The sequence below is a fragment of the Nesterenkonia sp. DZ6 genome, from assembly GCF_022565835.1.
In the GTDB taxonomy this organism is placed as follows: domain Bacteria; phylum Actinomycetota; class Actinomycetes; order Actinomycetales; family Micrococcaceae; genus Nesterenkonia.
On sequence record NZ_JAJOYW010000005.1, the window covers coordinates 49,473 to 72,921 of the forward strand.

Consider the following 23,449-nt stretch of genomic DNA (forward strand, 5'->3'; position numbering starts at 1 on the left):
GGGGGAATCAGCGGCGATCGCCGCAGGCGGGACCGGGCTGGACGGTGAGGATCGCTGGCTCGGCGTCTCCAGCGACCGACGGGGCTGCCTTCCAGTCCCTGGACGGCCAACCTGGCCGCTCACTACTCTAGGAGGAAGAGTGAGCCGACGATCGGAGCGCCGTGACTACGACTGAGATCGACGCAGGCCGCTACACCGGCCTGCGCAGGTACAACATCATTGCCGCAGTCGTTCACGCGGCCCAAGCCGTGGCGGTGGTTCTGCTCGCCACCGACTTCACCCTTCCGGTCACGGGCAGCTACCCCGCCGGTCCACCCGGCACCCCTCCAGGTGAGGCGGTCACCCTGTGGGACCTGCCGATCCCCTTGGCGATTGCGGCGTTCTTGTTCCTGTCCGCTCTGTTCCACGCCATCGTGGCCTCGCCGCCGTTCTTCGGTCGCTACCGCGCGGGGCTGGCGAACGGGCACAACTACTTCCGCTGGGTGGAGTACTCACTGTCCAGCTCGCTGATGATCGTGATCATCGCCCAGCTGGTCGGCATCTTCGATGTTGTCGCGCTGCTGGCGCTGTTCGGCGTCAACGCCTCGATGATCCTCTTCGGCTGGCTCCAGGAGCGCTACCACGAGCCCGGCGACGGCGGATGGCTGCCGTTCGTCTTCGGGTGCATCGCCGGGATCGTGCCCTGGGTCGGCATCGTGATCTACACCCTGGCTCCTGGCTCCACCACAGGGGCCGAGCCGCCAGGATTCGTCTATGCGATCATCGTCTCGCTGTTCCTGTTCTTCAACGTGTTCGCCGTGGTGCAGTGGCTCCAGTACCGCCCGGTCGGACGGTTCCGCGACTACCTGCTGGGGGAGCGGCTCTACATCACGCTCAGCCTCACGGCCAAGTCCGCGCTGGCGTGGCAGATCTTCGCCGGCACCCTCGCCGCCTGAGCCCACTTGCTGGTCGTGGCGCCGCGCCGCGAGCACGCCGCTCCGCCGCAACCCTCCTGCTGTCACCCTGAGCCTGGCCGATGATGGGGGTATCAGATGACTGCTCGGGTCGAGTCCCTCAGGCGCAGCTGGGCAGAATTCGTCGGGCCAGAGGCCACCCGCGCAAACAACACGCTAGCGGTCAGTTCCGGGATCATCGGCCTCTTCTACTCCTACCGGTCAGCGAAGCGCGCTGGCGCGGGACGGTTCTCCCAGGCGGCATTGGGCGCCCTGGCTCTGGATCTGTTCGGCGGCGCCTACGTCAACAACACCCGGGCGTGCGTCCGCTGGTATGAACGCGCCGGGCAGGGGGCACGCGAGCACTGCGCGTTCGCTGCCCTTCATGTACACCCGTTGATCGTGGGCGCCGTGGATCAGCGCATCGGGGAGCGGAGCAACGGTGTGAGCTGGGCGTCTGCTCACTACGGCTACATGATGCTAGCCACAGCGATCACCCGCAGCTGTCCGTCTCGGCGACGGAGTCTCGGGGCGATCCTCACAGTGGGTGGTCTGCTTCTTGATCACGCGTTGCGAAGGTCGGCGGTCGCCCCGTGGTTCGCGTGGACCTACTATCCGAAGCTGCTCTTGGGACACGCCGCGGGTTCCCTCTGGCCCGACGAAGACCTCGGCGTCGAGCACTTCGACTCCTACGTCTAACCGGCTCCGTGGACCGACTGCCGCAGAGCGGGGGATTCAACCTGTGTCAGACCCGTTCCGCAGGCTCCCAGGTCCCCGTATCGGCGAATTCGCGAATGAGCCTGCTGAACAGATCCGGGTCCTCGATGTTCCAAGGGTGGTGCATCTTCGGAGCGATCCACGTCTGCAGCTGTGGAAGCGACTGACGCAGAACCGGGAAGCCATCGCGCACCGAACGCTGTTCCTTCTCTCCGGCAATCGCCAGGACTGGCCCTGAGTAATGGAACCGACTTGCGGGCATGCACCCTGCGGCGACTTCCCGGTAGGTCAGCCGGTTCGTCTCCGCGGAGACCCGCACGGCGGAATCCACGAACAACTCCCTGCTGTCGGGCGGGACCCCGAAGGCCATCGCCTGGGCGTTCCAGTACCAGCGTCTGCGCAGGAGCGGAATCTGCGGGGGGATCAGGAGGCGTTCGATCCTGGTCAGTCCGGCGACTGGAGCTCCGGTGACCACGGTGCTGCGTACAAGCTCCGGGTGGCGATGCAGCAGGCGCACGACCACGAGACCGCCGAGTGACAGTCCCACCACATGGGCGCGGCCATCAAGTGCGTGCGCGCGGATGACCCCGGCGACGTCGTCGGCGGCTCCGGCCAGCCCTGGCCACGGCTCCCGATAGCGCTCGCCGAGGCCTGGCAGGTCCGGGGTGAGGAGGTGGCGGTCGGGGAGACGCTCCACCTGGGGTGCCCACATCCAGCTCCCGGTGCTGTTTCCGGGGAGGAAGATGATGGTCTCACCATCCTGTGGCCCGTGCTCCAGCGGCCATTGATGGGAATCCGCTGTCAAGGCTCAGCTCTCCAGTGCCTCGTAAGGCGCCGAAAGCCTGGGGTAGTAGTCATTCCACTCCACACCCGCGGGATCCGCTCCACCCAGGACCGCCGAGAGTCGGTCGAGGTAGTACTCCCACCCGGGGCCGATGCTGCCCAGCGGGTCATCGCCGATCCGCTGGGCGAAGAGCAGGGTGGTGATGCCGTCCTGGTGGCTCAGCTCGAAGCGCAGGTGCCAGACAGCCGGTCCGACGCTGGTCTGCACGGTAAGGCTGCGCGGTGGGCTGCATTCCAGGATTTCGCACTCCTCCGGCGGAGCGTCCTCGCCCTCCGCGGTCATCAAGAAGGTGACCTTCCCGCTGGCGGGATCTCCCTCCCAGCGCCCGATCCAATTCACGAGCTGCGCGGAGTCCGTCATCGCCGCCCAGATGGTCTCGAGCGGCTCCGCGAAACGGCGCTGAAGCTGGAGCTCCCTGCCGTGAGGCCCGACGCCGAGGGTCCCCGTCGCTGCTGGTCCTGTGGTCATCTGAGGGTCACCTTCTCTAGGCGGTCCGGCCCTATGCAGTCCGCGTGTGCGGATATGCCGGCTCACGATGCTGGAAGCTCAGGATGTTCGGGTTCTGGATCACGCCCTCGTTGATCTCGATCGCGCGGGAGATGATCGGACTCGTCGCCCAGGTGGCCTGGCCTTCCATCACGGTGCGCAGGAACGGCAGGATCGCCGCGCTGACCTCCCAGGTGGCTGAGTTCCACAGGTATGACGGGCTGTGGTCGACGGCGTAGTAGTTGACCCCTCGTCCAACGGTGAACATCGGATCGTCGAACGTCGTGGTCTGCGCCCACTCGAAGCCCATCCCCGGGTCACACGACACGTCGATGATCAGGCTGCCTCCAGAGAAGAGCTCCAGGTCCTGGGTCCGCAGATACGTCAGCGGCGCGGTGACGTCTTGGAGCGTGCAGTTGACGACGATGTCATGCGATGCCAGGAACTCGGGCAGCGGAACATCCCCGGCTGAGGTGAGGACCTCGCTCAGAGGTGACGTGCCCGACGCCGTCTTGAGCTGGGTGATCTGGGCGGTGTGGATCGGCGAGCCGACCGCAGTCGCACCGCGCTGGGTCAGGACCTGGATGTCATGGATTCCCTGCGCCTTGAGCGCCGTCACCGCACCTCGGGCCGTGGCTCCGAAGCCGATCACCACCGCACTGAGCCGGGGACCGTAGTCCCCGGTCGAGCCGGTCAGGCTCAGTGCGTGAAGCACGGAGCAGTAGCCGGCAAGCTCGTTGTTCTTGTGGAACACGTGCAGATTGAAATCACCCCGAGGGGTCCAATGGTTCATCGCCTCGAAGGCGATCAGCGTGAGCCGGTTGTCGATCGCAGTCTGCGTCAATCCGGCATCCTGGACGCAGTGCGGCCAGCCCCACAGGATGCCGCCTTCGGGAACCGCCGCCACGTCTGCCGCCTGCGGTTTGGGCAGGAGCAGGACATCAGCAGATGCAATGACCTCCGCACGTTCAGCGACCCTGCCCACGCGGGACTCCACGTAATCGGGTGCCAACTGGAAGTCAGACCCGTAGCCCCGCTCGACGATCATCCGGGCGCGCAGGTCCGGGTCGATCTGGTCCAGGTGGTGGGGGTGAATCGGCAGGCGCCGTTCGTTCTCCATCGAAGAGTTCGCGAGCACCCCGAGACTCAGCAATTCGCGGCTCGGGGAGGACGCCTCCGAGGTCTCGGCGGAGGCAGCGGTGGAAGAGGAAGTGGTGCTTGACATCGGTATTCCCGTCTTGAGGGAGCCCTGGTCGGCTCCTTCCCCGACTGTACGCCGATCTCCCACAGCGGATCACGAGTTGCTGACCTCAGTCGCGACCAGGTCGGCGCCGGTTCGCCTTGATCTCTGAGCGTTCACGCTTGCCTGCGAGCCGACGCCGGTGCGACCCCCGCGTGCGCCGCGTGGGACGTCGGATGATCGGGGGAGCGATGGCCTCACGGAGCAGCTCGGAGAGGCGTTCACGTGCCGCGGTCCGATTGCGCCGCTGGGAGCGGTGCTCGGCGGCGCTGATGGTGAGCACCGTGCCGGCCAGCCGGGCAGCCAGCCGATCCAGGGCAAGTCTGCGCTGGACCTCGGTGAGCGACGTCGTCGTTGCCAGGTCGAGGCTGAGCTGGACGCGGGAGTCGGTGGTGTTGACGCCCTGACCGCCGGGCCCGGAGGCGTGGGAGAACTGCTCGTGCAGCTCACCTGCCGGGATGAGCAGGCCATGGGGTGCCCCGGGCCCCGGGGGTACGCGCAGATTCTCCACGCCTTCCAGTCTGCCGCACCGCGGCCGAGGGCCCACGCGCAGGTCGGCTCAGGCCAGTCCTTCGATGATCCGCAGCGCGCTGCCGGTGCCGTCCTCGTGCGCCATCGTGTCTGCGGCCGCGCGGACCCTAGGGCGGAAGTCTTCAGCGGCACCCAGTGCTGCGCTCAGTCGATCTGCGGTGAGCTTGCGCTGCGGGATCGGATCGGCTGCGAGACCCTTCTCACGCCGCCGCTCGGCCCAGAACGGCTGATCGGCGATGAACGGAACCAGCACCGACACAGCCCCGGCCGCCGTCGCCGCATGGACGGTGCCGATGCCGCCGTGATGCACCGCGGCCGCGGCTTCCGGCAGCACTGCGGCGTGGGCCACGGCATCGGTGACCAGGATGTCGTCGTCGCGCAGCTCAGAAGGTACCTCGAGGCCGCCGAGCCCGGTCGCCAACAGCCCACGGAATCCCGCGGCGCGGATCCCGCCGATGACCTCCCGTGCCCGAGCATGTGGGTTCCCGGCCGCCATCGAGCCGAATCCGGCGTAGACGAAGTTGCCCTCGGCCATGAACTCGGCCACCTCCGGAGACACGATCTCCGGACCATCCAGCTTCCACGGCCCGGTCATGTGCACCGTGTCGTCCCAGTTGGCGGGACGGTGGAGCAGCGCGGGACTGATCGGCATCAGCGTGGAGGCGGGCGGTGTGGGGCTCCTTGTGAAGCTGCCGACCATGCGCGACACGTCCTTCAGATCCCTGCGGAACATCGCCTCGCCTGCGCTGGCGAGACGGTAGGTGGAGCGGTTGAACCGGCCGAGATCTCGAGTGATGGTTCCAGCGGCGGGGAACGCGCTGGTGGGTGTCAACGCGGGCACTATCTCGACTCGAATGTGGGGGATCGAGAGTGCGTCCGCGACCAGCCCGGCAGAGAGGATCTTCGGGTGCGCCACGAGGACATCGGGCTCGAAGTCCAAGGCGGCCCTGGCGGACTCGATGATCACCGCCCGCATGAGCGGTTGGATGATCGAACGATAGGAGCGAAGCGCGGCGGCCGCTGAGACCCCCTGCTGGGTGATCATGGCCGTGTAGTCCACGCTCATGCTCACGACATCGAGCCCATTGAGGTCGACTCCTGAGTTATCGGGAACCACCAAACGCACCTCATGGCCCGCGCTCACGGCGCGCCTGGTCAGCGCCGCGAACGGTTCGACGTCGCCGCGCGAGCCAGCGGCAGCCAGAAGCAGTCGCATCGCATCCACCCACCCTTTGGTCTGGCCGATCTAGCCCAGCCGCTGACCCCGCTGCGGCGGAGCAAAGACCGTGGTCACCGCCGGGGCGTAGAGCACCGAATCGGGGGCCCGCGTGCTGAGCCCGGGGAAGCCCGCCGCGGCCAGCAGCCCGTCCTCGAGGTGGACCAGCTCCGCGTGCTGCAACGGCCACGGCTCATGGCTGTTCCTGCAATAGATGGTGCGCCCCAGATGCCGCTCATGGAAGCCCCAGCGGGCGGTCAGAAATTCCGCCACCGGGTCCTGAGCCAGCTCAGCGTCGGCCGCGGGGTCAGGAATCGGACGAACCCGCAGCGTGGAGGCGGCGTCGCGCTGGCCATGCCGGCGCGTCGTGTACTCGACCTCGCCGTCGGAGGCCTGGATCTTCATCGACGCCCACTGATACCGCAGCCCGAACGCCGCCCGCGCGACCAGCACCGGGATCAGGTGGGAGGCTTCCAGGCTGCGGAAGACCACTCCGCGGCGACCGTGCTCGTCGATGGAGTAGAGCCGCACATTGACCTCCGGAAAGTCACCGAGCCACGGAATGCTCGGCCCGCCGAAGAAGGAGCTCTTCGACATCTGGAACCCGATGAGCCCCACCCAGGAGCTGCCATCCAGCACGTCCGGGGAACAGCCTTCAGGCATATACGGCGCGACGGCGCCGGGGTCGACCCGCCAATGCACGAAGGACACCTCGCTCCACCGCTGCCTCAGCACGGCGGGGCCGCCCAGCGGTGGGGCCTCTCGGGAGAGTGTGTTGAAAGCCATCATGAAACCTCATCATCGGCGCAGGGAGGTCGATGCTCGAAAGAGCAGCGGCAGTTCATCAGCATCTTATCCAGCGTGGATCTGCTCAGGGCACGGTGCCGCGCGTCCGGGACTCATACGGCGTAGATTTATCCAGTAGTGCAGGAGTGAGATGTGCTGACTTCTCAAGACGGGCGGCGAGGGCTGCGATCAAGTAAGGGCCGGGGCCGATATGAGCATCAACGACGAGAATCTCGACGAGCGCGCAGCGCCGAACACCGCGCCGGTCACCGTGTCGGTGGTCATCCCGGTCAAGGACGACAGCGCAGAACTGACCGTCTGCCTCGCGGCGCTGGCGGCACAGACCCGGACCGCGGACGAGATCATCGTGGTCGACAACGCCTCTGTCGATGACTCCGCCGCGGCCGCCCGCGCTGCCGGCGCGACGGTGCTGAGCTGCCTGCAGCCGGGGATCCCCGCCGCGAGCGCCACCGGCTACGACGCCGCCACTTCTGACCTGATCCTCCGGCTCGATGCTGACTGTGTGCCGGAACCGCGATGGATCCAGGATGTGGTCACCGCCTTCGAGGAGCAGCCCCACGTCGCCGCCTTGACCGGTCCTGCCAAGTTCATCGACGGACCGGTGCTGCTGCGGCGTCCACTGGTGCATGCCTATCTCTTCGCCTACAGAAACTTCTCCAGGCCCGCGCTGGGGCATCGGCCGCTGTTCGGCTCCAACATGGCCATGCGGCGCGAAGCGTGGGAGCAGGTACGGCTCTCCGTGCACCGCGACGACCCCGAGATCCACGACGATCTGGACCTGGCCTTCCACCTCGGAGAGCGTCATCGTCTCGGCGCGATGGGCGGAGAGCCGATGGGCATCTCGATGCGCCCCTTCAGGGACGCCAGAGCCTTCCAGCGCCGGATCAAGCGCGGATTCCGGTCCGTGACGGTGCACTGGCCACACGACTTCCCGCCCTTCCGATGGCGCCGGGCGTCTCTGCGCAGACGCGGTCATGCTTCGGAATCGGGACGCGCACGCACATGAGTGCGCCTGACGCGCACGCGGATCCCCGCCCGACGGCCGTCCACCCAGCCGTCGCCCCTGAAGCTGCCCTGATCGGGCCCATGCCGGCCCCAAGGCTCCACGTCATGAGCTGGAACATCCGGCGGCGCACCTTCGCCTTCCATCCGCGCCGAGCCGATCGATGGGAGCGCCGGGCCCCCGGACTGCGCAGCCTGCTGCAGACCGAACGTCCGACTCTGCTCGGCGTCCAGGAAGCCCTCGCCGATCAGGTGAGGTTCGTCGCCGACGCGCTGGGCGGCTCCTACCGATCCGTCGGGCACGGGCGGGGGCCTCAAGGGGGAGGGGAGGCCTCGCCGCTCTACTACGACACAGACCGCCTCGAACTCCTGGACTGGGAGCAGAGCGCCCTCTCGGACACCCCGCACCACCCGGGTTCTCGAACCTGGGGAAATCTCATCCCGCGCAGCCTGGTCTCGGCGAGATTCCGGGACCGTGCCACATCCACGGCCTTCCTCGCGATGAACACCCACCTCGACCACCTCTCCCACCGCTCCCGGCTTCGTGCCGCGCAGAGCATCCGGCACCGGGTGACCACCAGTACGCTGCCGGTGGTGCTCACGGCGGATATGAACGCTCAGCCCAGCAGCGCACCGATTGCGGAGCTTCTCCGCGGCGAGGCGCTCGCCGACACCTGGGCCGCGGCTGCGCAACGCGACAGCGAGGAATGGGGGACCTTCGCCAACTACCGTGAACCGCGCCTCGACCGCCGCAGGATCGACTGGATCATGGCCTCACCGGAGTTGGGCGTGGCCCGCGCGGCGATCAATCCGGTGCGCCATCGCAGCGGGTGGGCCTCGGATCACCTGCCGGTCCAGGCGGTGCTGCACCTTCCCCGCCCCGGCAGACATCACCATCTCGGTGATTCTGCTGATCGCGGCCTGGAGCAACGTCTTTGACCTCTACACGCGCATCCCGAACTGGGATCTGCTGGTGCACTACTTCTACACACGTGTCCTGGCCGTTCCTCCTGTCGAACCGACGCGTGTCAGACGTTCGGCCTAGACTGACCACCACGCGACGGGATGGGGACTCATGGACACCGACGTCATAGTCATCGGCGCAGGACTCGCCGGGCTGCAGTGCGCCCGCCGCCTGCAGCGCAACGGACACCGGGTCACAGTGCTCGAAGCCGGGGACGCCGTCGGAGGACGGGTGCGCACCGACCTGATCGAGGGCTTTCGCTGCGACCGCGGGTTCCAGGTGCTGAACCCGGCCTACCCTGCCGTGCAGGATTGGATCGACATCGGTTCGCTCGGCCTTCAAGCATTCGGGGTCGGCGCCGTGATCCGCACCTCCACGACCACCACCACGCTGGCCCATCCGCTGCGGCACCCGCAGCATGCTCTGTCCACGCTGCGGAGCAGGCACACCCCGCCCTCAGACCTGCTCGCCTTCGCGCGCTGGATCGCCCCGACCCTGCGACAGTCCGCCACCGGGCCGCGTCCCGCGCAGGATCAGACGCTGCACGACTCCTTCGAGGAGGCCGGCCTCACCGGACGGCTGCGACGGGACGTGCTCGACACGTTCCTGGCCGGCGTCCTCGCCGACAGCACCGGGGAGAGCTCGGCGAACTATGTTCGCCTGCTGGTCCGCTACTTCGCCCTCGGCGCCCCCGGGCTGCCCCGCGGAGGGATGCAGGCGCTCCCCGAACAGATGGAGACCTGGCTTCACGAACCGGTGCGGCTGAACACGTCCGCCCGGGACCTGCGGCACAGCGGCGACGGCGTCCAGGTCAGCACCGACGCCGGGCCGCTGCGCGCCCGGGCCGCCGTCGTCGCCGTCGGACCGCAGGACATCCACGAGCTCACCGGCCAGCCGGCGCTGCCCACCCATGGTCTGACCACCTGGTGGTTCCGCGCCCCGGAGCTGCCCCAGCCCGGACCCTTCCTGATGCTCGACGCCAGCCGGCGCGGCGGAGGCCCCGCCGGTCCGATCTGGAACACCGCTGTGGTCTCGCAGGCCGCTCCTTCCTACGCCCCGGAGGGTCAGCACCTGATCCAGGCGACCACGCTGCTGGACCGTCCCGACGGCCTCGCCGAGGAGGCCGCCGTGCGCCGGGATCTGGAGCGGCTCTACCAGGGATCCACCGCAGACTGGGAGCTGCTCACCCATCACCTCGTGGAGCACACGCTCCCGGTCCAACACCCGCCCCTGCTTCAGGCCCGTCCCCAGCAGCTGGGGGATCGCGTGCTCATCGCCGGTGATCACCGCGACCATGGCTCGATCCAGGGGGCGCTGGTCTCCGGCGACCAGGCCGCGCAGTCGCTGACCAGACTGCTCGCCGGCTGAGCCCATGACGAGTCCTCCCGTGCTTCGTCTGGTGCTGCCCCACCAGCTCTTCAAGGAGCACCTCGACGTCGACCCTGACACGGTGTTCGTGCTGATCGAACATGACCTGCTGTTCCGGCAGTACTCCTTCCACGCTCAGAAGCTGGTCCTGCACCGCGCCTCGATGGACCAGTTCGCGCGGCGCCTGCGGGCCCGCGGTCACCAGGTGTCGGTGCTGCGCAGCCAGGCCGACCGCAGCTCCCACGCACAGCTGGTGGAGCTGATCCAGAAACTGGCCCCGGCACGGGTGACCGTCTACGACGTGGTCGATGACTGGCTGGAGCAGGATCTGCGCGCCGCGCTCGATGAGGGCGGATGCTGGCTGCGTGAGCAGGATGTGCTGGAGACGCCGAACTTCCTGACCAGCCGCGCGCAGGTCGATGACTGGTTCGGGTCCCACGGTGCCCGGATGCACGAGTTCTACGTCTGGCAGCGCCGCCGGTTCAAGCTCCTGCTCGACGCCGACGGGGAACCTGTCGGTGGGAAATGGTCCTTCGATGCGGAGAACCGCAAGAAGCTGCCGCGCGGGTACACGCCGCCCACGGTGGGGCGCTTCGCGAGTCATCCGATCCTGCAGCGGGACGGAATGTTCGATCTCGACGCGCTCAGGCGCGATGATGACAGCGGCAAAAGTTCTGAAAGTACTGAACGTACAGTCAGTGCCGAAACAGTCCAAGGGTCTGGCACTTCAGCCGATGACGACGGCGCGGCCGACGACGTCCAGCGGGCCATCGCCTGGGTGCGCGACGAGTTCCCCGACGCCCCGGGGGATCCCGCGCTGTTCGCCTGGCCCGTCAGCGCGGAGGAGGCGCGCGAGCATCTCCGCGAGTTCGTCCGGGAGCGTCTGAACGACTTCGGCCCCTATGAGGATGCGATCTCAGCGGAGCACCCATTCATCGCTCATGGGCTGCTGACCCCGGCGCTGAACATCGGACTGTTGGATCCCCGTGAGGTGGTGCAGACGGTTCTCGAGGCTGCCGACGAGTCCACCCCGCTGGCCTCCGTGGAGGGATTCATCCGTCAGGTCATCGGCTGGCGGGAGTACATGCGCGCCACCTATCGCACCCGGGGGCGTCAGCTGCGCAGCGCCAATCGGCTGGAGCACCACAACACATTGGGAACGGGCTGGTGGGATGCCAGCACCGGCCTGGCCCCGGTGGACCTGGTGATCTCCCGCGTCCTGGCGACCGGGTATGCCCACCACATCGAACGCCTGATGGTGCTGGGCAATGCCATGTCGCTGCTGCGGATCCACCCGGACGCGGTCTACGAGTGGTTCATGGAGCTCTTCATCGACGCCTACGACTGGGTGATGGTGCCCAACGTCTATGCCATGAGCCAGTTCGCGGCGGGAGAGGCGATCACCACCAAGCCCTATGTCTCTGGCAGCAACTACCTGCGCAAGATGTCGGACCTGCCCAAGGGGGACTGGGCACAGGAGTGGGACGGGCTCTACTGGACGTTCATCAGGGATCATCGCGAGATCTTCGAAGCTAACCCGCGCGCCCGCATGGTGGTCTCGCTGCTGGACAAGATGGACCAGGAGAAGCGACGCGCCCATCACGAGCGTGCTCAGCACCTGCTGGAACCCGGGCAGCCCAGCAGGCTGCTCCAACAGCCAGGGTGATGCCGATTCAGCTGCCGTCTGGAGCGGCCCCGCCGCGCTGCGTCCCTTCACGCTTCAGGGCTGCACTCCAGCTGCCGTAGGTGTTGCGGATGCTCGGGCCAGAGGGAAGATCGGTGCGCCCACGCTGCTGCTGGGCCTTCCGCCAGTCCACGTAGCTCTGATAGCTGGTGGTGAAACCTTCCCTGGCCCCGTGGCCGGTGAAGTCCCGCAGCGCCGCGCCGAACTGAGCTGGAGTGAACCGGGCCGTGCCGAAACCGGAGGGCCGCGCTCGGCTCGAAGGGGCCAGCCCGACATTTTGCAGCGCCGCGCTCCAGGACCCGTCGGCACGCTTGAGGATCGTGCTCGCGCCGATGGGCCAGACGTTCCAGCCCCTGTTCGGCGCTGCCGACTGGGCGGCGAGGAGATGACTGCGCAGCTCCTCGTACTTCTTCGCCGAAAGGCTCAGCGACGGGTCGCCGGCCACTGCGTCGCGACCTGCCCGCACGGCGTCGAGCACCTCATTGACGCTGTCCCCCGCACCCTGGTCCTGCAACATGCGAGTGACGGTGTCACGCAGATCATCGGCGAGTGCGGGGGACTGGCTGCTCGGAATGCGCCCCACCCCGATCGCATAGAACAGGCTGGCCGTGATGGCGCTCTGGCTCACTGGTGATGCGGCCATACGGTTCACCCTCCACGTTGCTGTTGATCTGCGGACTCCGGACGCTGCGGGATCAGGCGCAGCTGCCATGCGCGGAGTCTATAGGCTGGCCCGATGGTCGAATCAGAGGCGCTCAGCTGGGGCTGCTCGGGTCGGGCGCGGTGCTGCTGATCATGCAGATCCTCAGCATCGTGCTGGCGCTGGTGTCATTGGGCCCCGTGAACCTGCTGCTGTGAAGCGAATCGGTGCCGCACCCTGAACACGCCCTGGAAGGTTCACTTTGTGGACCCCCTGAGCGCCCGGTAGGTTGCGAGAATGCATCTTTCCCGTCGCACTTTGATAACAGCCGCCGCCGCTGGGGCCACTGCCGCCGGAGTCACGGTCGCCTCGGCACTGCCCGCCTCGGCGGCTCCGGGACAGTTCCGCACTCGGCCGCGCCCGCGCATGCGGCGCCAGCCCACCGACTATGACCGCACGCGGAAGCGGCAGAACCCTTCGAACAACCTCGGCTGCCCGCTGGGGAGGGGATTCTGATCGCCTCCCCGCAGGTCGGCTCCAGGAGCGCTCTGGGAAGCACTGACACCGCGGACCGCTGCTGGGCCTGGGTCGAGGGAAACAGCGGCGAGTCTGTGACGATCCTCGGCGAATGGTTCTCCGCCAGCGCCCGCACCACCGAACAGCTTCCGGCCCTGCTCGCCGGAGCGCAGCTCGAGCTCTCCGCGCAGGACGCGGACACGCTCACCGCCGTCTCACACGATATGGAGAACTGACCCGTGAAACAGAACGTGATCTGGAAGACCTCCCCGAACTCCACCGTGGGTCGCGGCGGGACCGCCGTGGACCGCATCGTCATCCACTACATCGTGGGAAACCTGGCTGCCTGTGACGCCACCTTCCTGAACCCCAACTCCCAGGTCAGTGCGCACTACGGGATCGGCGAGGGGCGCATCCACCAGTACGTCAGCGTGCACAACACCGCCTGGCACTCCGGGAACTGGGCCTTCAATCAGCGCAGCATCGGGATCGAGCACTCCGCGGACCCCGAGCGCGCGCCCACCACGCAGACGCTGAACATGTCGATCCAACGCTGTGTGACGCTGTGCCGGCAGTTCAACCTGAATCCGCGCACCGCCATCGTCCCGCACGAGTCTGTGGTCCCCACCGCCTGCCCGGGCACCGTGGACTGGGAGTACATCCGGGACCGCACCGCCGCCCTGATCTGAGCGGTGCGGGTGGGCTACAGCCAGTCCTCCCCGGCGTTCACCGACTCCCGATTCAGCAAGGCCAGATTCGCTGACTCTCGAGCCGACGCATCCCGATTCAGAGCTCCTGGATCGGACGCACCCTGGTCGAAGGGTCCCTCACTGACGGCGCCCGGATGGCTGACATTGTGGGTGGCGTGCAGCGCGGCGGCGATCACGTCGCGGGGGTCACCGGCGTGACGGAAGGCCTCCCTCTGGTGGTACGCACCGGTCCCATTGCGCAGAATCTCGCTGATCAGCGCATCCACCTGGCGGTCCTCTCCGTACTCCGAGAGCACCGGTGCGACGGTGTCGAGCAGGTGGGTCACCACTTCCCCGGCCGGAGCTGGCATCGCGGTGAAGGGATCCACCAGCAGAGACTCGATTCCGCAGCGACTGGCCCGCCAGGTCCACGCCCGCAGCACTGCGGTATCCACCGGCAGCGGGGGAACACCGGCGCGCCAATCTCGCGCAGCAGTCTCCACCAGGGCGCGAGTCAGGGTGGCGATCACCGCGGCGTGGCTGGCGAACAGGCAGACATCGGGGACCCGCACCTCCACCGTGGAATGACGTTCGCAGATTCGGGCGTCGAAATAGATCATGCCGTCATCCAGCGGCACCCGGGAGCGCAGCAGGGATTCGCGCTGCCGGTCGTAGGCGTCGATGGACTCGAAGAGATCGGGTGGCCCGGTGTTCGGCCAGCGGCCCCAGGTCTGATAGCGGTAGCTATGGAACGCGGTGTCGCTGTCGTCCCAGAAAGGGGAGTTGCTGCTGAGCGCCAGCAGCGTGGGCAGCCAGACCCGGATCCGGTCCAGCACCGCCACAGCCTCCGCCCGGGAGTGCACCTGCACATGGACGTGCATCCCACCGGTCAGTTGCTGCAGTGCCGTGATGCCCGCCCATCCAGCCATCTGCTGAAACCTCTGGTGCGGGACCAGGTGTGGAGTCACTGCCCCGGGAGCGGTGGCCAGGGCCACCACACGGCCTCCGACGTCGGCGGCACAGGAGTCCGCCCAGGCGCGGCCCGAGCGGATCGTCGCCAGCTGTTGACTCAACGTGGTCTGCGGCGGGTGGACCACCTCAAGCTGTTCCTGCTGCAGCTCTGAGGCCAGTTCATGCCCGGTCTCGGTCCGGACGCCGTGCCGCTCCGCGACCTGCCACCCCAGCGGCAGCAGCTCCAGCTCAGAGTCGTCCACCAGCAGCAGCTCTTCTTCAACGCCAAAGGTTCGCACGGACAGGTCCCTCACCCTCGAGAGTCATTCGGGTACGGCGACGAAACCGGCGGACAGTCACACCCCCGTGCTGACCGCGCCGGTCTTCGCCCCCGCTGATGAGGCGAGCGTACCTGCGAACCTCAACTCGCAGAAGAGTCGAAAGTACTATGGGAAGGTGGTCCTCGCTAAGGCGCAGGTCAGACCCATTCAGCGGCAGAAACCTGCCACTTTTCATGCGTCAGTCTCGGCGTGCGCACCTTGCCGCATGCCCGCCAGGAGGGGCGAGGATCATCCGGTGAAGGTATCCGGGTGACCGCCGCGGCGGCCGTCCTCGCCCTTGTCCAGCGTTGCGATGGCGGTCATGTCCTGATCGCTGAGCTCAAAGCTGTGGATGTCCATGTTCGTCGCGATCCGCTCTGCGGAATTGCTCTTCGGGATCGCGACGACGCCGCGCTGCAGGTGCCAGCGCAGCATCACCTGGGCCGCAGTGACCCCGAGCCGCTGCGCGATCTGGGTGAGCACCGGATCACCGAACTGATCCGTGCGGGCCAACGGGCTCCAGGCCTGCACCACGATTCCGCGCTCCTGGCAGAAGCGGCGGGCGTCGTCGTTGGGGAAGTAGGGGTGCATCTCGATCTGGTTCACCGCCGGGGCCACACCGGAGGCTTCGATGAGGCGCTCCAGCTGGGCGGGCTGGAAGTTCGAGACGCCGACGGCGCGGGCTCGGCCGTCCTCGGCGAGCTCTAACATGGCCTTCCATGTGTCCACATAGTCGATGTCCAGCATCGGCATCGGCCAGTGCATGAGGAACAGGTCCACATAGTCGAAGCCCAGCGTCACCAGCGACTCCGTGAACGTCTCCCGGACGGCGGTGGGCGCGTGATTCCCGTTGTTCAGCTTCGTGGTGAGAAAGACCGCGGCTCGGTCGACCCCGGAGCGCCTGACCGCCTCGCCGACCTCCGCCTCATTGCCATACATCTGCGCCGTGTCCAACAGCCGGTAGCCGGCATGCAGGGCGGACACCATCGCTTCGGTGGTGGCCTTGCCGGTGCCGAAGCCGATCTCTGGCATCTGAGTTCCTGAGTTGAGCTCGATCATGCGGCGATCCTACGCTCTCAACACGCTGCGGAGGTGGCGCTGGCCTGCACCGAGCCGGGTGAGATGAAGCCCAGAACCGCGGCGAAGCCGGTGAGCACTGCCAGCTGCCCGGGGTCGGATTCCGACTCTGGGACACCCGGCGCAGTGCGTGAACGACTTCTCCTGGAGAGTTCACGGTGACCCGCTCAGCCGAGGCCGTCCCGGAGCGGCTGGTGGCATCGCTGAGGTCGGTCGTGGCCTCGCCCGCGCCCTCGCCCGCGCCCTCGGACTGGAGCTGAGCGTGGCCGGCAGGGATCTGCAGCGGCGCGGAATAGAAACCGCTCACCGGGGGGTTGCCATGACCATGCGTGCAATGAGCTATTCCAAATACGGCGACCCCCAGACCCTCGAACTGACCGAACTCCCGCTGCCCAAGGTGGCGCCCGGAGCCGTCCTGATCAAGATCGAACGCGCCTCGGTGAACCCGGTGGACTGGAAGCTCATGTCCGGCGGGCTGGATCAGCTCATCGACGTCGTCTTCCCGGTGATCCCCGGCTGGGACGTCTCCGGGGTCATCGAGACCACCGGCCCCGACGTGCCGGAGTTCACCGCCGGTGACCGAGTCGCCGCCTACGCCCGCAAGGACTTCACCCACGGGGGGACCTACGCCGAGTACGTCTCGGTGCCTGCCGCCTCCGTGGCACGGGTCCCCGACGGGGTGGACTTCGACTCCGCCGCCGGACTGCCGCTCGCCGGCCTCACCGCGCTGCGCTCGCTGGAGACCCTCGAGATCACCGCCGAGGACACGCTGCTGATCCATGCCGCCTCCGGCGGGGTGGGCCACCTGGCCGCTCAGCTTGCAGTCGAGCGCGGGGCCACCGTGCTGGGCACCGCGTCGGAGCACAACCACGCGAAGCTGCGCGAACTCGGCGTGACACCGCTGACCTATGGCGAAGGCCTGGCCGACCGGGTCCGCGAAGCCGCGCCCCAGGGCGTCACCGCTGTGGCGGACTTCGTCGGGGAGGTCCTTGACGACACGCTGGCAGTGCTGGCCGACGGTGGCCGGCACATCTCCGTGGCCGACCCCTCCGTCGAGGAGCACGGCGGCCACTGGATCTGGGTCCGCCCTGATGGAGACCGGCTGCGCTCGCTGCTGGAGAAGGTCGCGGCAGACAACCTGCGCGTGGCCGTGGATCGCGTCTTCCCGCTGGCAGAATCCGCCGCGGCCATGGAGGCCAACCAGTCGGGGTCCAACGGCAAGATCCTCATCGATACCACCCGTTGAAGCGCCGACGGTCGGCACCGCGCCTCACGCGTCGTGCCGACCACCAGCCAGCGGGTCTAGCCTGACCACGCGAGGTCTCATCCCAGGGGGAGAGGGCCAACCGGTTCTTCTGTGAGACCAGCTCTGGTCGAAAACCACAGAGAAGAGTTGCGATGAATGACATCCATATTCCAGGCGCGCCACAGGCCGACCCTCCCACGGAGGGCCAGCCGGTCGAGCCGCGCGAGCCGCTTCCGCCCAAGCAGGACCAGCGCGCGGCAGCACCGGTCAGCCCCACGGGCGCCGAAGTGCCGGGCAGTGACACGGGACGCGTGCAGCAGGGCAGGTACCTGACCACCGCGCAGGGAGCCCGCGTCCGCGACACCGACCACTCATTGAAGGCCGGCAGCCGGGGACCGACTCTGTTGCAGGACCACCACCTGCGCGAGAAGATCATGCACTTCGATCACGAGCGGATCCCGGAGCGCGTGGTCCACGCCCGCGGCGCCGCCGCGCACGGCGTCTTCGAGTCCTACGGCACCGCCGGTCACCTGACCTCAGCGAAGTTTCTGGCGGAGAAGGCCACGACCGAAGTGTTCACCCGCTTCTCCACCGTGCTGGGCAGCCGAGGCTCCGCTGACACGGTGCGTGACACCCGTGGCTTCTCCACGAAGTTCTACACCGACGAGGGCAACTATGACCTCGTGGGCAACAACATTCCGGTGTTCTTCATCCAGGACGGGATCAAGTTCCCGGACATCATCCACGCCGGCAAGCCCCACCCGGACCGGGAGATCCCACAGGCGCAGAGCGCGCACGACACCTTCTGGGACTTCGTCTCGCTGCACACCGAGGCGCAGCACCACACCATCTGGAACATGTCCGACCGCGGCATTCCGCGCTCGCTGCGCATGATGGAAGGCTTCGGCGTCCACACCTTCCGGCTGATCAACGCCGCGGGCGAATCTTCGCTGGTGAAGTTCCACTGGAAGCCCAAGCTGGGCGTGCACTCCATCACCTGGGAGGAAGCGCTGATGACCAACGGTGTGGACCCGGACTTCCACCGCCGGGACCTCGCCGACGCCATCGAGGCCGGCGCCTTCCCGGAATGGGAGCTCGGCGTGCAGGTCTTCCCCGACACCGAGGATCAGATGTTCGAAGGCATCGACCTGTTGGACCCCACCAAGTTCATCCCCGAGGAGCTCGCCGAGGTGCAGATGCTCGGCAAGATGACCCTGAACAAGAACCCGCAGAACTACTTCGCGGAGACCGAACAGGTGGCCTTCCACCCGGGACACCTGGTCCCCGGCATCGAGGTCACCAATGACCCGCTGCTGCAGGCCCGGCTGTTCTCCTACCTGGACACCCAGATCACCCGCCTGGGCGGCCCGAACTTCGCGCAGATTCCGATCAACCGGCCCCGCGCGGCGGTCAATGACATGCTCCGCGACGGCTTCCACCAGAGCGCCGACCACGCCGGAGTGGCCCCATACCACCCGAACTCCTTCGACGGCGGCAATCCATACCCGGTCAAGGACATCTCGGCCGAGTCCGGCGTGCCCAGCGCGCTGATCGACTTCCCGGAACCCGTGGCGGCCAGCGTGAAGGTGCGGGAGAACCCGCAGAGCTTCGATGACCACTACACCCAGGTCACGATGTTCTACCGCAGCCTCACCCGCACCGAGCAGCTGCACGTGATCCAGGCGTACACCTTCGAGCTGGCCAAGTGCTACGAGCCTAGGATCAAGGAGCGCCAGCTGCAGCAGCTGACCCACATCGACGCGGACCTCGCCGCCGGAGTGGCCGAGGGCCTCGGCCTTCCGGTGCCCGAGCCGCTCCAGACTCCGGTCGAGCCAGAGGTGCTCAGCCCCACGCTGTCCCAGATCGGCGGCACCTGGCCGATCGAAGGTCGGCTGGTCGGCGTGGTGGTCGATGAGTCCAGCGACATCGACGCGATCCAGAAGATCCGCAGGGCCATCGATGCCCAGGACATGGTCCCGCTGGTGGTCGCCCCCACCGGTGCGCCGCTGTCCGACGGCACCCCGGCCCAGCGGACCTACCTCACCGCACGGTCCATCGAGTTCGATGCGATCGTCTTCCTCACCGCGACCGCCGCCGGCGCCGCCGGGGCCAGCCCGGACACCGACCACAAGCTCGGTGACCCCACCGGTGACCCGCAGGTCGATCCGCGGCTGACGCTGATGGCCGCCGAGGCCTATCGCCACGGCAAGGCAGTGGTGTTCCCCGCGGGCACCCCGTTGCTGGCCGCCAGCGGCGTCTCCCCCACGGCGCCCGGCGTCCTGGTGGGCACACCCGAGAAGCTCACGGACGAGCTCTTCACGCTCATGGGCGCCCACCGCGCCTGGGAGCGCTTCGCCTGAACCCAGCGGGACCAGCTGGGACCAGCTGGTCCCAGCTGGTCGTCCTCAGCGACGGCTGCGCTGCATCAGCCTTTCGGCCCCTCCGGGAGACGTCACCGACCTCTCGCGAAGGGGCCGATCTGTTGTGCCCACCACTGGTGGAACTCCGCGATGTGGTGCTCGCTGGGGACCAGCGCCCCGCCGTCGTCGTAGGCCTTCGAGGACATCGACGGCTGGGTCTGCTCGCAGGCCTCGAAGTCCTGGAGGTTGACCCGGTGGAAGAGCTCCACCGACCGGGAGACGTCCAGCTGCTTCTCCACGACCTCGGGCAGGAACAGCCAGTCGCATTCCACGATGGTCTTCGCCGCTGACACCGGGTACATCCGGTGGAAGATCACGTGATCGGGCACGGTGTTGATGAACACCTGCGGGCGCACGGTGATCGCATAGTACTTGCGGTCCTGGGCTTCTGCGATGGCCGGCAGCGCCGCGACGCCGGCGGAGCCGTCCACGGTGAAGCCCTCGACCTGCGCGCCGAAGGAGGCGCCGTGGATCTCGTCCTGCGCCTGGGAGGCCCAGCCCTGCGCGAACTCCGGGATGACCTCGGTGAGCTCGGGGTGGATGGTGGCGCAGTGGTAGCACTCCATGAAGTTCTCGATGATCAGCTTCCAGTTCGCCGCGACCTCGTAGCGCCGGGTCTGCCCGACCCGAAGCTTCTCGATGCCGTAGTTCTCCAAGCTCTGGACCTCTCCGAAGCGCGTGGAGACCTCCGTCATCACGGTCTCCTCGAACGACGGCGGGGCTGAGCTCCCCGCCGCAGGGCTCACACAGAGCCAGATGTAGCCCAGCCATTCGCGCACGTGGACGGTCTTGAGCCCATGTTCTCCGCGATCGACATCGGGCATCGAGGTCAGGTTCGGGGCGGCGACGAGTTCGCCCTCCAGGGCATAGGTCCAGGCGTGATAGCCGCACTGCAGGGTCTTGGACCTGCCCTCCGCGGTGGTGCAGACCCGCATGCCGCGGTGTCGGCAGACGTTCAGATACGCCTTGATCCCGGCCTTGCGGGTGCGCACCACGATGATCTCCTCCCGGCCCACCGTGACCGTGCGCCACTGTCCGGGGCTTGCCAGGCTGTCTGCGCGGAGCACGGCGTTCCACATCTTCTCGAAGATCTCGGCCTGCTCACGAATGAAGATCTCCGGGTCGGTATAGGCGACCCCGGCGGGGGTCGGTTTCAACGAGGTGCCGGTCAGCGGGGTGTCGAGCTGGTCGATGATCATCGGTTCGTCCTTCGTGAGGGGCTCAGCAGGTCGGGGGTCCACCAGGTCAGGAGGGCCCAGCGGATTCAAGAAGATGCGGGAAGGCTCAGGCAGCCAGGACGGCCGGGCGGATGCGGCGGGACTTGCGCCAGCGCACCACCTCGCGCAGCCGGTTCATGCCCAGGATCCCGATCTCGGTGCCTCCGCGCAGGTAGCTCACCAGCAGGTCGTTTCCTTCGATGCTTCCAGCCAGCACCTGGACCTCGTCGGCGAGCGCGAGCATGCCGGCGGCCTGGATGGTCACGTGATGCTGGTCTGACCAGAGGTAGGGCTCCTGCATGGGGGAGGGGGACCCGCCGAGCAGCGCGGCGGCCAGCGCCTGAGCCTGATCCACGGTCTCCTGCCAGTGCCCCACTGGACGCAGCCCGGTGCGTTGGGCCGACCACAGTGCGCAGTCTCCTGCGGTCCAGACCCCCGGGATCCCGGTGAATCCGGTGTCGTCGGCGAGCACCGCCTGAGTGCCGGGATCCAGGGCGAGGGCGCTGCGACTCAGCCACTCGGTGGCTGGACTCGCGCCGATCGCGCTGATCACGACGTCGGCCGGGATCCCTCGGCCGTCACTGAGCGTGACCACCTGATCCGCCTGCGGATCACCGGGTGCCCGAGTCACGCCCAGCGCGCGGGCAGCGCCGGTGAAGCGCACGCCGTGCTGCTCATGCAGACTGTGCAGCGCGCGCGCCACCGGCCGACCCAGTCGGCGCAGCCCGGGCAGATCCTCACCGGCGATGACCGTCACGCTGCCGGCCCCGCGGGTGGTGCACGTCGCGGCGGTCTCCAGCGCCAGGAAGCCTCCTCCGATCACCGCAACCCGGGCGCCGGCCAGTGGAGCTGCGCGCAGTGCGGCGGCGTCCTCCACGCTGCGGATCGCATGACCGCTCAGGCGCCGCGCCTCGGCGCCGGTGGCGATCACCACCGCGTCGCCGAGGTAGAAGGTGCCCGAGGCGGTCTGCACCCCCAGCGGCTCCGTGGAGAGCGCGGTCACCGCATCGGATCTGACCCAGCGCGCATCCAGCGGATCGGAGGGGTCATCGAGGTAGAGATCGCACAGATCCGTGGTTCCGCACAGAAAGGCCTTGCTCAGTGCCGGGCGGTCATAGGCCGGATGGGCCTCCGCGCCGAGGATCGTGATCGGACCGGCGTGACCCTGGGCGCGCACCTGGCGCGCCGTGTGATAGCCGGCGAGGCCGGCGCCGATGATGAGCAGGTGACCTTCTTCAGCGAGACTCATGCGACCTCCACCCCCGGAGGCAGCTTCGGCGCCGCCGTGGAGAGCTCCACCAGGACCTCCCCGTCACGGACGGTGACCTGATGGGCCCGCACTCCACGCTTGGCGGGCGGCTGGTCCACCTCTCCGGTGGTCAGCGAGAAGGTGCTCTCATGCAGCGGGCACTCCACGCGGCAGTCCTCCACCCAGCCCGCCGCCAGCGAGGCGTCCTGATGGGTGCAGGTGTCATCCAGGGCGTGGACGGTGCCCTCCTCGGTGAGGAACACGGCGATCGGTGGACTCACGCTGGTGACTCGCAGGCCTTCGCCGGGAACCAGGTCATCGATGGAACAGGCTCGGAAACTCAATTGCCTTCACCGCCACTCAAGGATACTGTTGCATATAGTGCAACAACGTTCGTGATGCACAACAAAAGTATGCAAGGCCGCCCCGAGGGTGCGTCAAGGGTTTGGCCGAAATTGAAGACGAATTCATCGGAGCGAAACGAAGTCCGAACCACACGACATCAGGCCGACAGGAGTCAGGGGTGCTCACATGAGTGAAGTTCAGTCCGTGGATCGCGCGGCGCAGATCCTGCAGCTGCTCAGTGTCGAATCCCCGCTCAGCGTCAGTGAGATCTCCCGGCGCCTGCAGGTCCACCGGTCCACCGCCTCCCGGCTGATGGCGACGCTGGAGTCCCATGACCTGGTCGAGCAGGAGGGTCAGCGCGGAGCGTACCGGCTCGGGTTCGGGCTGCTCCGCCTGGCCAGCGCGGTGAGCGCCCGGGTGGACCTCTCCCGCGATGCCCAGGTGTGCTGCGACGCCGCTGCGGCTTCGCTGAACGAGACGGTCAACGTTGCGATCCTCGACGCCGGGTATGCGGTGACCATCACGCAGACGGTGGGGCAGCGGATGGTCGGCGTGGCCCGGCAGTACGTGGGTCAGCGCGCTCCGCTGCATGCCACCTCCACCGGCAAGGTGCTGCTGGCGCATTCCCCGGCCAGCGAGCAGGACCGGGTCCTCGGCGGAGCGTTGGAGGCATTCACCGCCTCCACCATCACTGCGACCGAGGTGCTGGCCGCCGAGCTGACCGCGGTGCGCCAGCGGGGCTGGGCCTCTGCGGTGGCGGAGTGGGAAGAGGGCATCAACGCCTTGGCGGTGCCGGTCCGCGGACCGCAGGGTGGAGTGGTGGCGGCGTTCTCCACCACGGCACCGGCGTTCAGGCTGCCGGAGTCTGCCTTCGTCGAGCATGTGGCGATGCTGCGCGATGCCGCCGGGGAGCTCGAGCATCGACTGGGCTTCCTTCCTCATCCGAACCACCCCTGACGGCACTGCTCCGTTGCGGGGGACGCGTCCC

The 23,449-nt window shown here is 67.7% G+C and carries 24 protein-coding genes; 12 read left to right on the forward strand and 12 right to left on the reverse strand.

The annotated features are described in order from the left end of the window. The first annotated feature begins 161 nt into the window (after positions 1-161). Both heR and LTH93_RS12225 read left to right on the forward strand, forming a co-directional pair. Entirely contained in the window at positions 162-935 is a 774-nt protein-coding gene (gene heR / locus LTH93_RS12220; RefSeq protein WP_241466216.1) for a heliorhodopsin HeR, read from the forward strand. A 96-nt stretch (positions 936-1,031) separates the two neighbouring features. Further along, positions 1,032-1,631 (forward strand): hypothetical protein, encoded by a 600-nt coding sequence (locus LTH93_RS12225; RefSeq protein WP_241471109.1) that lies wholly within the window; start codon positions 1,032-1,034, stop codon positions 1,629-1,631. Positions 1,632-1,677: 46 nt separating this feature from the next. On the opposite strand, the gene LTH93_RS12230 is transcribed toward LTH93_RS12225, so the two are convergent. The 6 genes from LTH93_RS12230 to LTH93_RS12255 form a co-directional block, all read right to left on the reverse strand. Beyond that, on the reverse strand, positions 1,678-2,454 hold the full coding sequence (locus LTH93_RS12230) for an alpha/beta fold hydrolase (RefSeq protein WP_241466220.1): 777 nt from the start codon (positions 2,452-2,454) through the stop codon (positions 1,678-1,680). A gap of 3 nt (positions 2,455-2,457) precedes the next feature. Continuing rightward, positions 2,458-2,961 (reverse strand): SRPBCC family protein, encoded by a 504-nt coding sequence (locus tag LTH93_RS12235; RefSeq protein ID WP_241471111.1) that lies wholly within the window; start codon positions 2,959-2,961, stop codon positions 2,458-2,460. A gap of 31 nt (positions 2,962-2,992) precedes the next feature. Beyond that, on the reverse strand, positions 2,993-4,099 hold the full coding sequence (locus LTH93_RS12240) for a N(5)-(carboxyethyl)ornithine synthase (protein ID WP_370642762.1): 1,107 nt from the start codon (positions 4,097-4,099) through the stop codon (positions 2,993-2,995). Positions 4,100-4,289: 190 nt separating this feature from the next. Continuing rightward, entirely contained in the window at positions 4,290-4,730 is a 441-nt protein-coding gene (arfB, locus tag LTH93_RS12245) for an alternative ribosome rescue aminoacyl-tRNA hydrolase ArfB (protein ID WP_241466226.1), read from the reverse strand. A 48-nt stretch (positions 4,731-4,778) separates the two neighbouring features. Beyond that, positions 4,779-5,867 (reverse strand): glycosyltransferase, encoded by a 1,089-nt coding sequence (locus LTH93_RS12250; protein WP_241471112.1) that lies wholly within the window; start codon positions 5,865-5,867, stop codon positions 4,779-4,781. A 129-nt stretch (positions 5,868-5,996) separates the two neighbouring features. After that, entirely contained in the window at positions 5,997-6,752 is a 756-nt protein-coding gene (locus LTH93_RS12255; RefSeq protein WP_370642759.1) for a YqjF family protein, read from the reverse strand. A 211-nt stretch (positions 6,753-6,963) separates the two neighbouring features. On the opposite strand from LTH93_RS12255, the gene LTH93_RS12260 reads away from it, so the two are divergent. From LTH93_RS12260 to LTH93_RS12275, 4 genes are all read left to right on the forward strand, one after another. Next, a complete protein-coding gene (locus LTH93_RS12260) occupies positions 6,964-7,779 on the forward strand; it encodes a glycosyltransferase family A protein (RefSeq protein WP_241471114.1) in 816 nt (271 codons plus the stop codon). Positions 7,780-7,883: 104 nt separating this feature from the next. Then, positions 7,884-8,714 (forward strand): endonuclease/exonuclease/phosphatase family protein, encoded by an 831-nt coding sequence (locus LTH93_RS12265; RefSeq protein WP_241471115.1) that lies wholly within the window; start codon positions 7,884-7,886, stop codon positions 8,712-8,714. A 136-nt stretch (positions 8,715-8,850) separates the two neighbouring features. Beyond that, positions 8,851-10,107, forward strand: coding sequence for a flavin monoamine oxidase family protein (locus LTH93_RS12270; protein ID WP_241471116.1), 1,257 nt, complete (start codon positions 8,851-8,853; stop codon positions 10,105-10,107). Between the two features lie 4 nt (positions 10,108-10,111). Further along, complete coding sequence (locus tag LTH93_RS12275; RefSeq protein ID WP_241466237.1) at positions 10,112-11,773, forward strand: cryptochrome/photolyase family protein; 1,662 nt, start codon at positions 10,112-10,114, stop codon at positions 11,771-11,773. 7 nt (positions 11,774-11,780) lie between these two features. On the opposite strand, the gene LTH93_RS12280 is transcribed toward LTH93_RS12275, so the two are convergent. Then, complete coding sequence (locus LTH93_RS12280; RefSeq protein WP_241471117.1) at positions 11,781-12,434, reverse strand: hypothetical protein; 654 nt, start codon at positions 12,432-12,434, stop codon at positions 11,781-11,783. Here LTH93_RS12280 and LTH93_RS12285 point away from each other — a divergent pair. From LTH93_RS12285 to LTH93_RS12295, 3 genes are all read left to right on the forward strand, one after another. Further along, positions 12,422-12,649, forward strand: a complete 228-nt coding sequence (locus LTH93_RS12285) for a hypothetical protein (RefSeq protein ID WP_241471118.1) — start codon at positions 12,422-12,424, stop codon at positions 12,647-12,649. The genes LTH93_RS12280 and LTH93_RS12285 overlap by 13 nt on opposite strands. 393 nt (positions 12,650-13,042) lie before the next feature. Then, entirely contained in the window at positions 13,043-13,183 is a 141-nt protein-coding gene (locus tag LTH93_RS12290) for a hypothetical protein (RefSeq protein ID WP_241466245.1), read from the forward strand. A 3-nt stretch (positions 13,184-13,186) separates the two neighbouring features. Then, positions 13,187-13,636, forward strand: a complete 450-nt coding sequence (locus tag LTH93_RS12295; protein WP_241466247.1) for an N-acetylmuramoyl-L-alanine amidase — start codon at positions 13,187-13,189, stop codon at positions 13,634-13,636. 14 nt (positions 13,637-13,650) lie between these two features. Here the strand turns inward: LTH93_RS12295 and LTH93_RS12300 are convergent, their stop codons facing one another. Together LTH93_RS12300 and LTH93_RS12305 are read right to left on the reverse strand one after the other, a co-directional pair. Continuing rightward, positions 13,651-14,886, reverse strand: a complete 1,236-nt coding sequence (locus LTH93_RS12300) for a glutamate--cysteine ligase (protein ID WP_241466249.1) — start codon at positions 14,884-14,886, stop codon at positions 13,651-13,653. A gap of 270 nt (positions 14,887-15,156) precedes the next feature. Beyond that, complete coding sequence (locus LTH93_RS12305; RefSeq protein WP_241471119.1) at positions 15,157-15,966, reverse strand: aldo/keto reductase; 810 nt, start codon at positions 15,964-15,966, stop codon at positions 15,157-15,159. Between the two features lie 352 nt (positions 15,967-16,318). Between LTH93_RS12305 and LTH93_RS12310 the strand changes: the two genes are divergently transcribed. Then, positions 16,319-17,230, forward strand: coding sequence for an NADP-dependent oxidoreductase (locus tag LTH93_RS12310; RefSeq protein WP_342357761.1), 912 nt, complete (start codon positions 16,319-16,321; stop codon positions 17,228-17,230). 152 nt (positions 17,231-17,382) lie between these two features. After that, positions 17,383-19,590, forward strand: a complete 2,208-nt coding sequence (locus tag LTH93_RS12315) for a catalase (protein WP_241471120.1) — start codon at positions 17,383-17,385, stop codon at positions 19,588-19,590. A gap of 92 nt (positions 19,591-19,682) precedes the next feature. Here the strand turns inward: LTH93_RS12315 and LTH93_RS12320 are convergent, their stop codons facing one another. The 3 genes from LTH93_RS12320 to LTH93_RS12330 all read right to left on the reverse strand — a co-directional run bounded on the left by LTH93_RS12320 (position 19,683) and on the right by LTH93_RS12330 (position 22,460). Next, positions 19,683-20,849, reverse strand: a complete 1,167-nt coding sequence (locus LTH93_RS12320) for an aromatic ring-hydroxylating oxygenase subunit alpha (protein ID WP_241466255.1) — start codon at positions 20,847-20,849, stop codon at positions 19,683-19,685. 85 nt (positions 20,850-20,934) lie between these two features. Then, positions 20,935-22,116 (reverse strand): NAD(P)/FAD-dependent oxidoreductase, encoded by a 1,182-nt coding sequence (locus LTH93_RS12325; protein ID WP_241471121.1) that lies wholly within the window; start codon positions 22,114-22,116, stop codon positions 20,935-20,937. After that, positions 22,113-22,460, reverse strand: a complete 348-nt coding sequence (locus tag LTH93_RS12330) for a bifunctional 3-phenylpropionate/cinnamic acid dioxygenase ferredoxin subunit (RefSeq protein WP_241466260.1) — start codon at positions 22,458-22,460, stop codon at positions 22,113-22,115. The genes LTH93_RS12325 and LTH93_RS12330 overlap by 4 nt, the downstream gene beginning before the upstream one ends. 187 nt (positions 22,461-22,647) lie before the next feature. On the opposite strand from LTH93_RS12330, the gene LTH93_RS12335 reads away from it, so the two are divergent. Continuing rightward, positions 22,648-23,418 (forward strand): IclR family transcriptional regulator, encoded by a 771-nt coding sequence (locus LTH93_RS12335; protein ID WP_241466265.1) that lies wholly within the window; start codon positions 22,648-22,650, stop codon positions 23,416-23,418. Positions 23,419-23,449: the final 31 nt, after the last annotated feature.

Bases quoted from the DNA above. Each gene is read 5' to 3' on its own strand.
- LTH93_RS12225 (WP_241471109.1), top strand. From the start codon at position 1,032: ATGACTGCTCGGGTCGAGTCCCTCAGGCGCAGCTGGGCAGAATTCGTC.
- LTH93_RS12235 (WP_241471111.1), bottom strand. From the start codon at position 2,961: ATGACCACAGGACCAGCAGCGACGGGGACCCTCGGCGTCGGGCCTCAC.
- LTH93_RS12240 (WP_370642762.1), bottom strand. From the start codon at position 4,099: ATGGAGAACGAACGGCGCCTGCCGATTCACCCCCACCACCTGGACCAG.
- LTH93_RS12255 (WP_370642759.1), bottom strand. From the start codon at position 6,752: ATGGCTTTCAACACACTCTCCCGAGAGGCCCCACCGCTGGGCGGCCCC.
- LTH93_RS12260 (WP_241471114.1), top strand. From the start codon at position 6,964: ATGAGCATCAACGACGAGAATCTCGACGAGCGCGCAGCGCCGAACACC.
- LTH93_RS12265 (WP_241471115.1), top strand. From the start codon at position 7,884: ATGAGCTGGAACATCCGGCGGCGCACCTTCGCCTTCCATCCGCGCCGA.
- LTH93_RS12270 (WP_241471116.1), top strand. From the start codon at position 8,851: ATGGACACCGACGTCATAGTCATCGGCGCAGGACTCGCCGGGCTGCAG.
- LTH93_RS12275 (WP_241466237.1), top strand. From the start codon at position 10,112: ATGACGAGTCCTCCCGTGCTTCGTCTGGTGCTGCCCCACCAGCTCTTC.
- LTH93_RS12280 (WP_241471117.1), bottom strand. From the start codon at position 12,434: ATGGCCGCATCACCAGTGAGCCAGAGCGCCATCACGGCCAGCCTGTTC.
- LTH93_RS12305 (WP_241471119.1), bottom strand. From the start codon at position 15,966: ATGATCGAGCTCAACTCAGGAACTCAGATGCCAGAGATCGGCTTCGGC.
- LTH93_RS12310 (WP_342357761.1), top strand. From the start codon at position 16,319: ATGAGCTATTCCAAATACGGCGACCCCCAGACCCTCGAACTGACCGAA.
- LTH93_RS12315 (WP_241471120.1), top strand. From the start codon at position 17,383: ATGAATGACATCCATATTCCAGGCGCGCCACAGGCCGACCCTCCCACG.
- LTH93_RS12320 (WP_241466255.1), bottom strand. From the start codon at position 20,849: ATGATCATCGACCAGCTCGACACCCCGCTGACCGGCACCTCGTTGAAA.
- LTH93_RS12325 (WP_241471121.1), bottom strand. From the start codon at position 22,116: ATGAGTCTCGCTGAAGAAGGTCACCTGCTCATCATCGGCGCCGGCCTC.
- LTH93_RS12335 (WP_241466265.1), top strand. From the start codon at position 22,648: ATGAGTGAAGTTCAGTCCGTGGATCGCGCGGCGCAGATCCTGCAGCTG.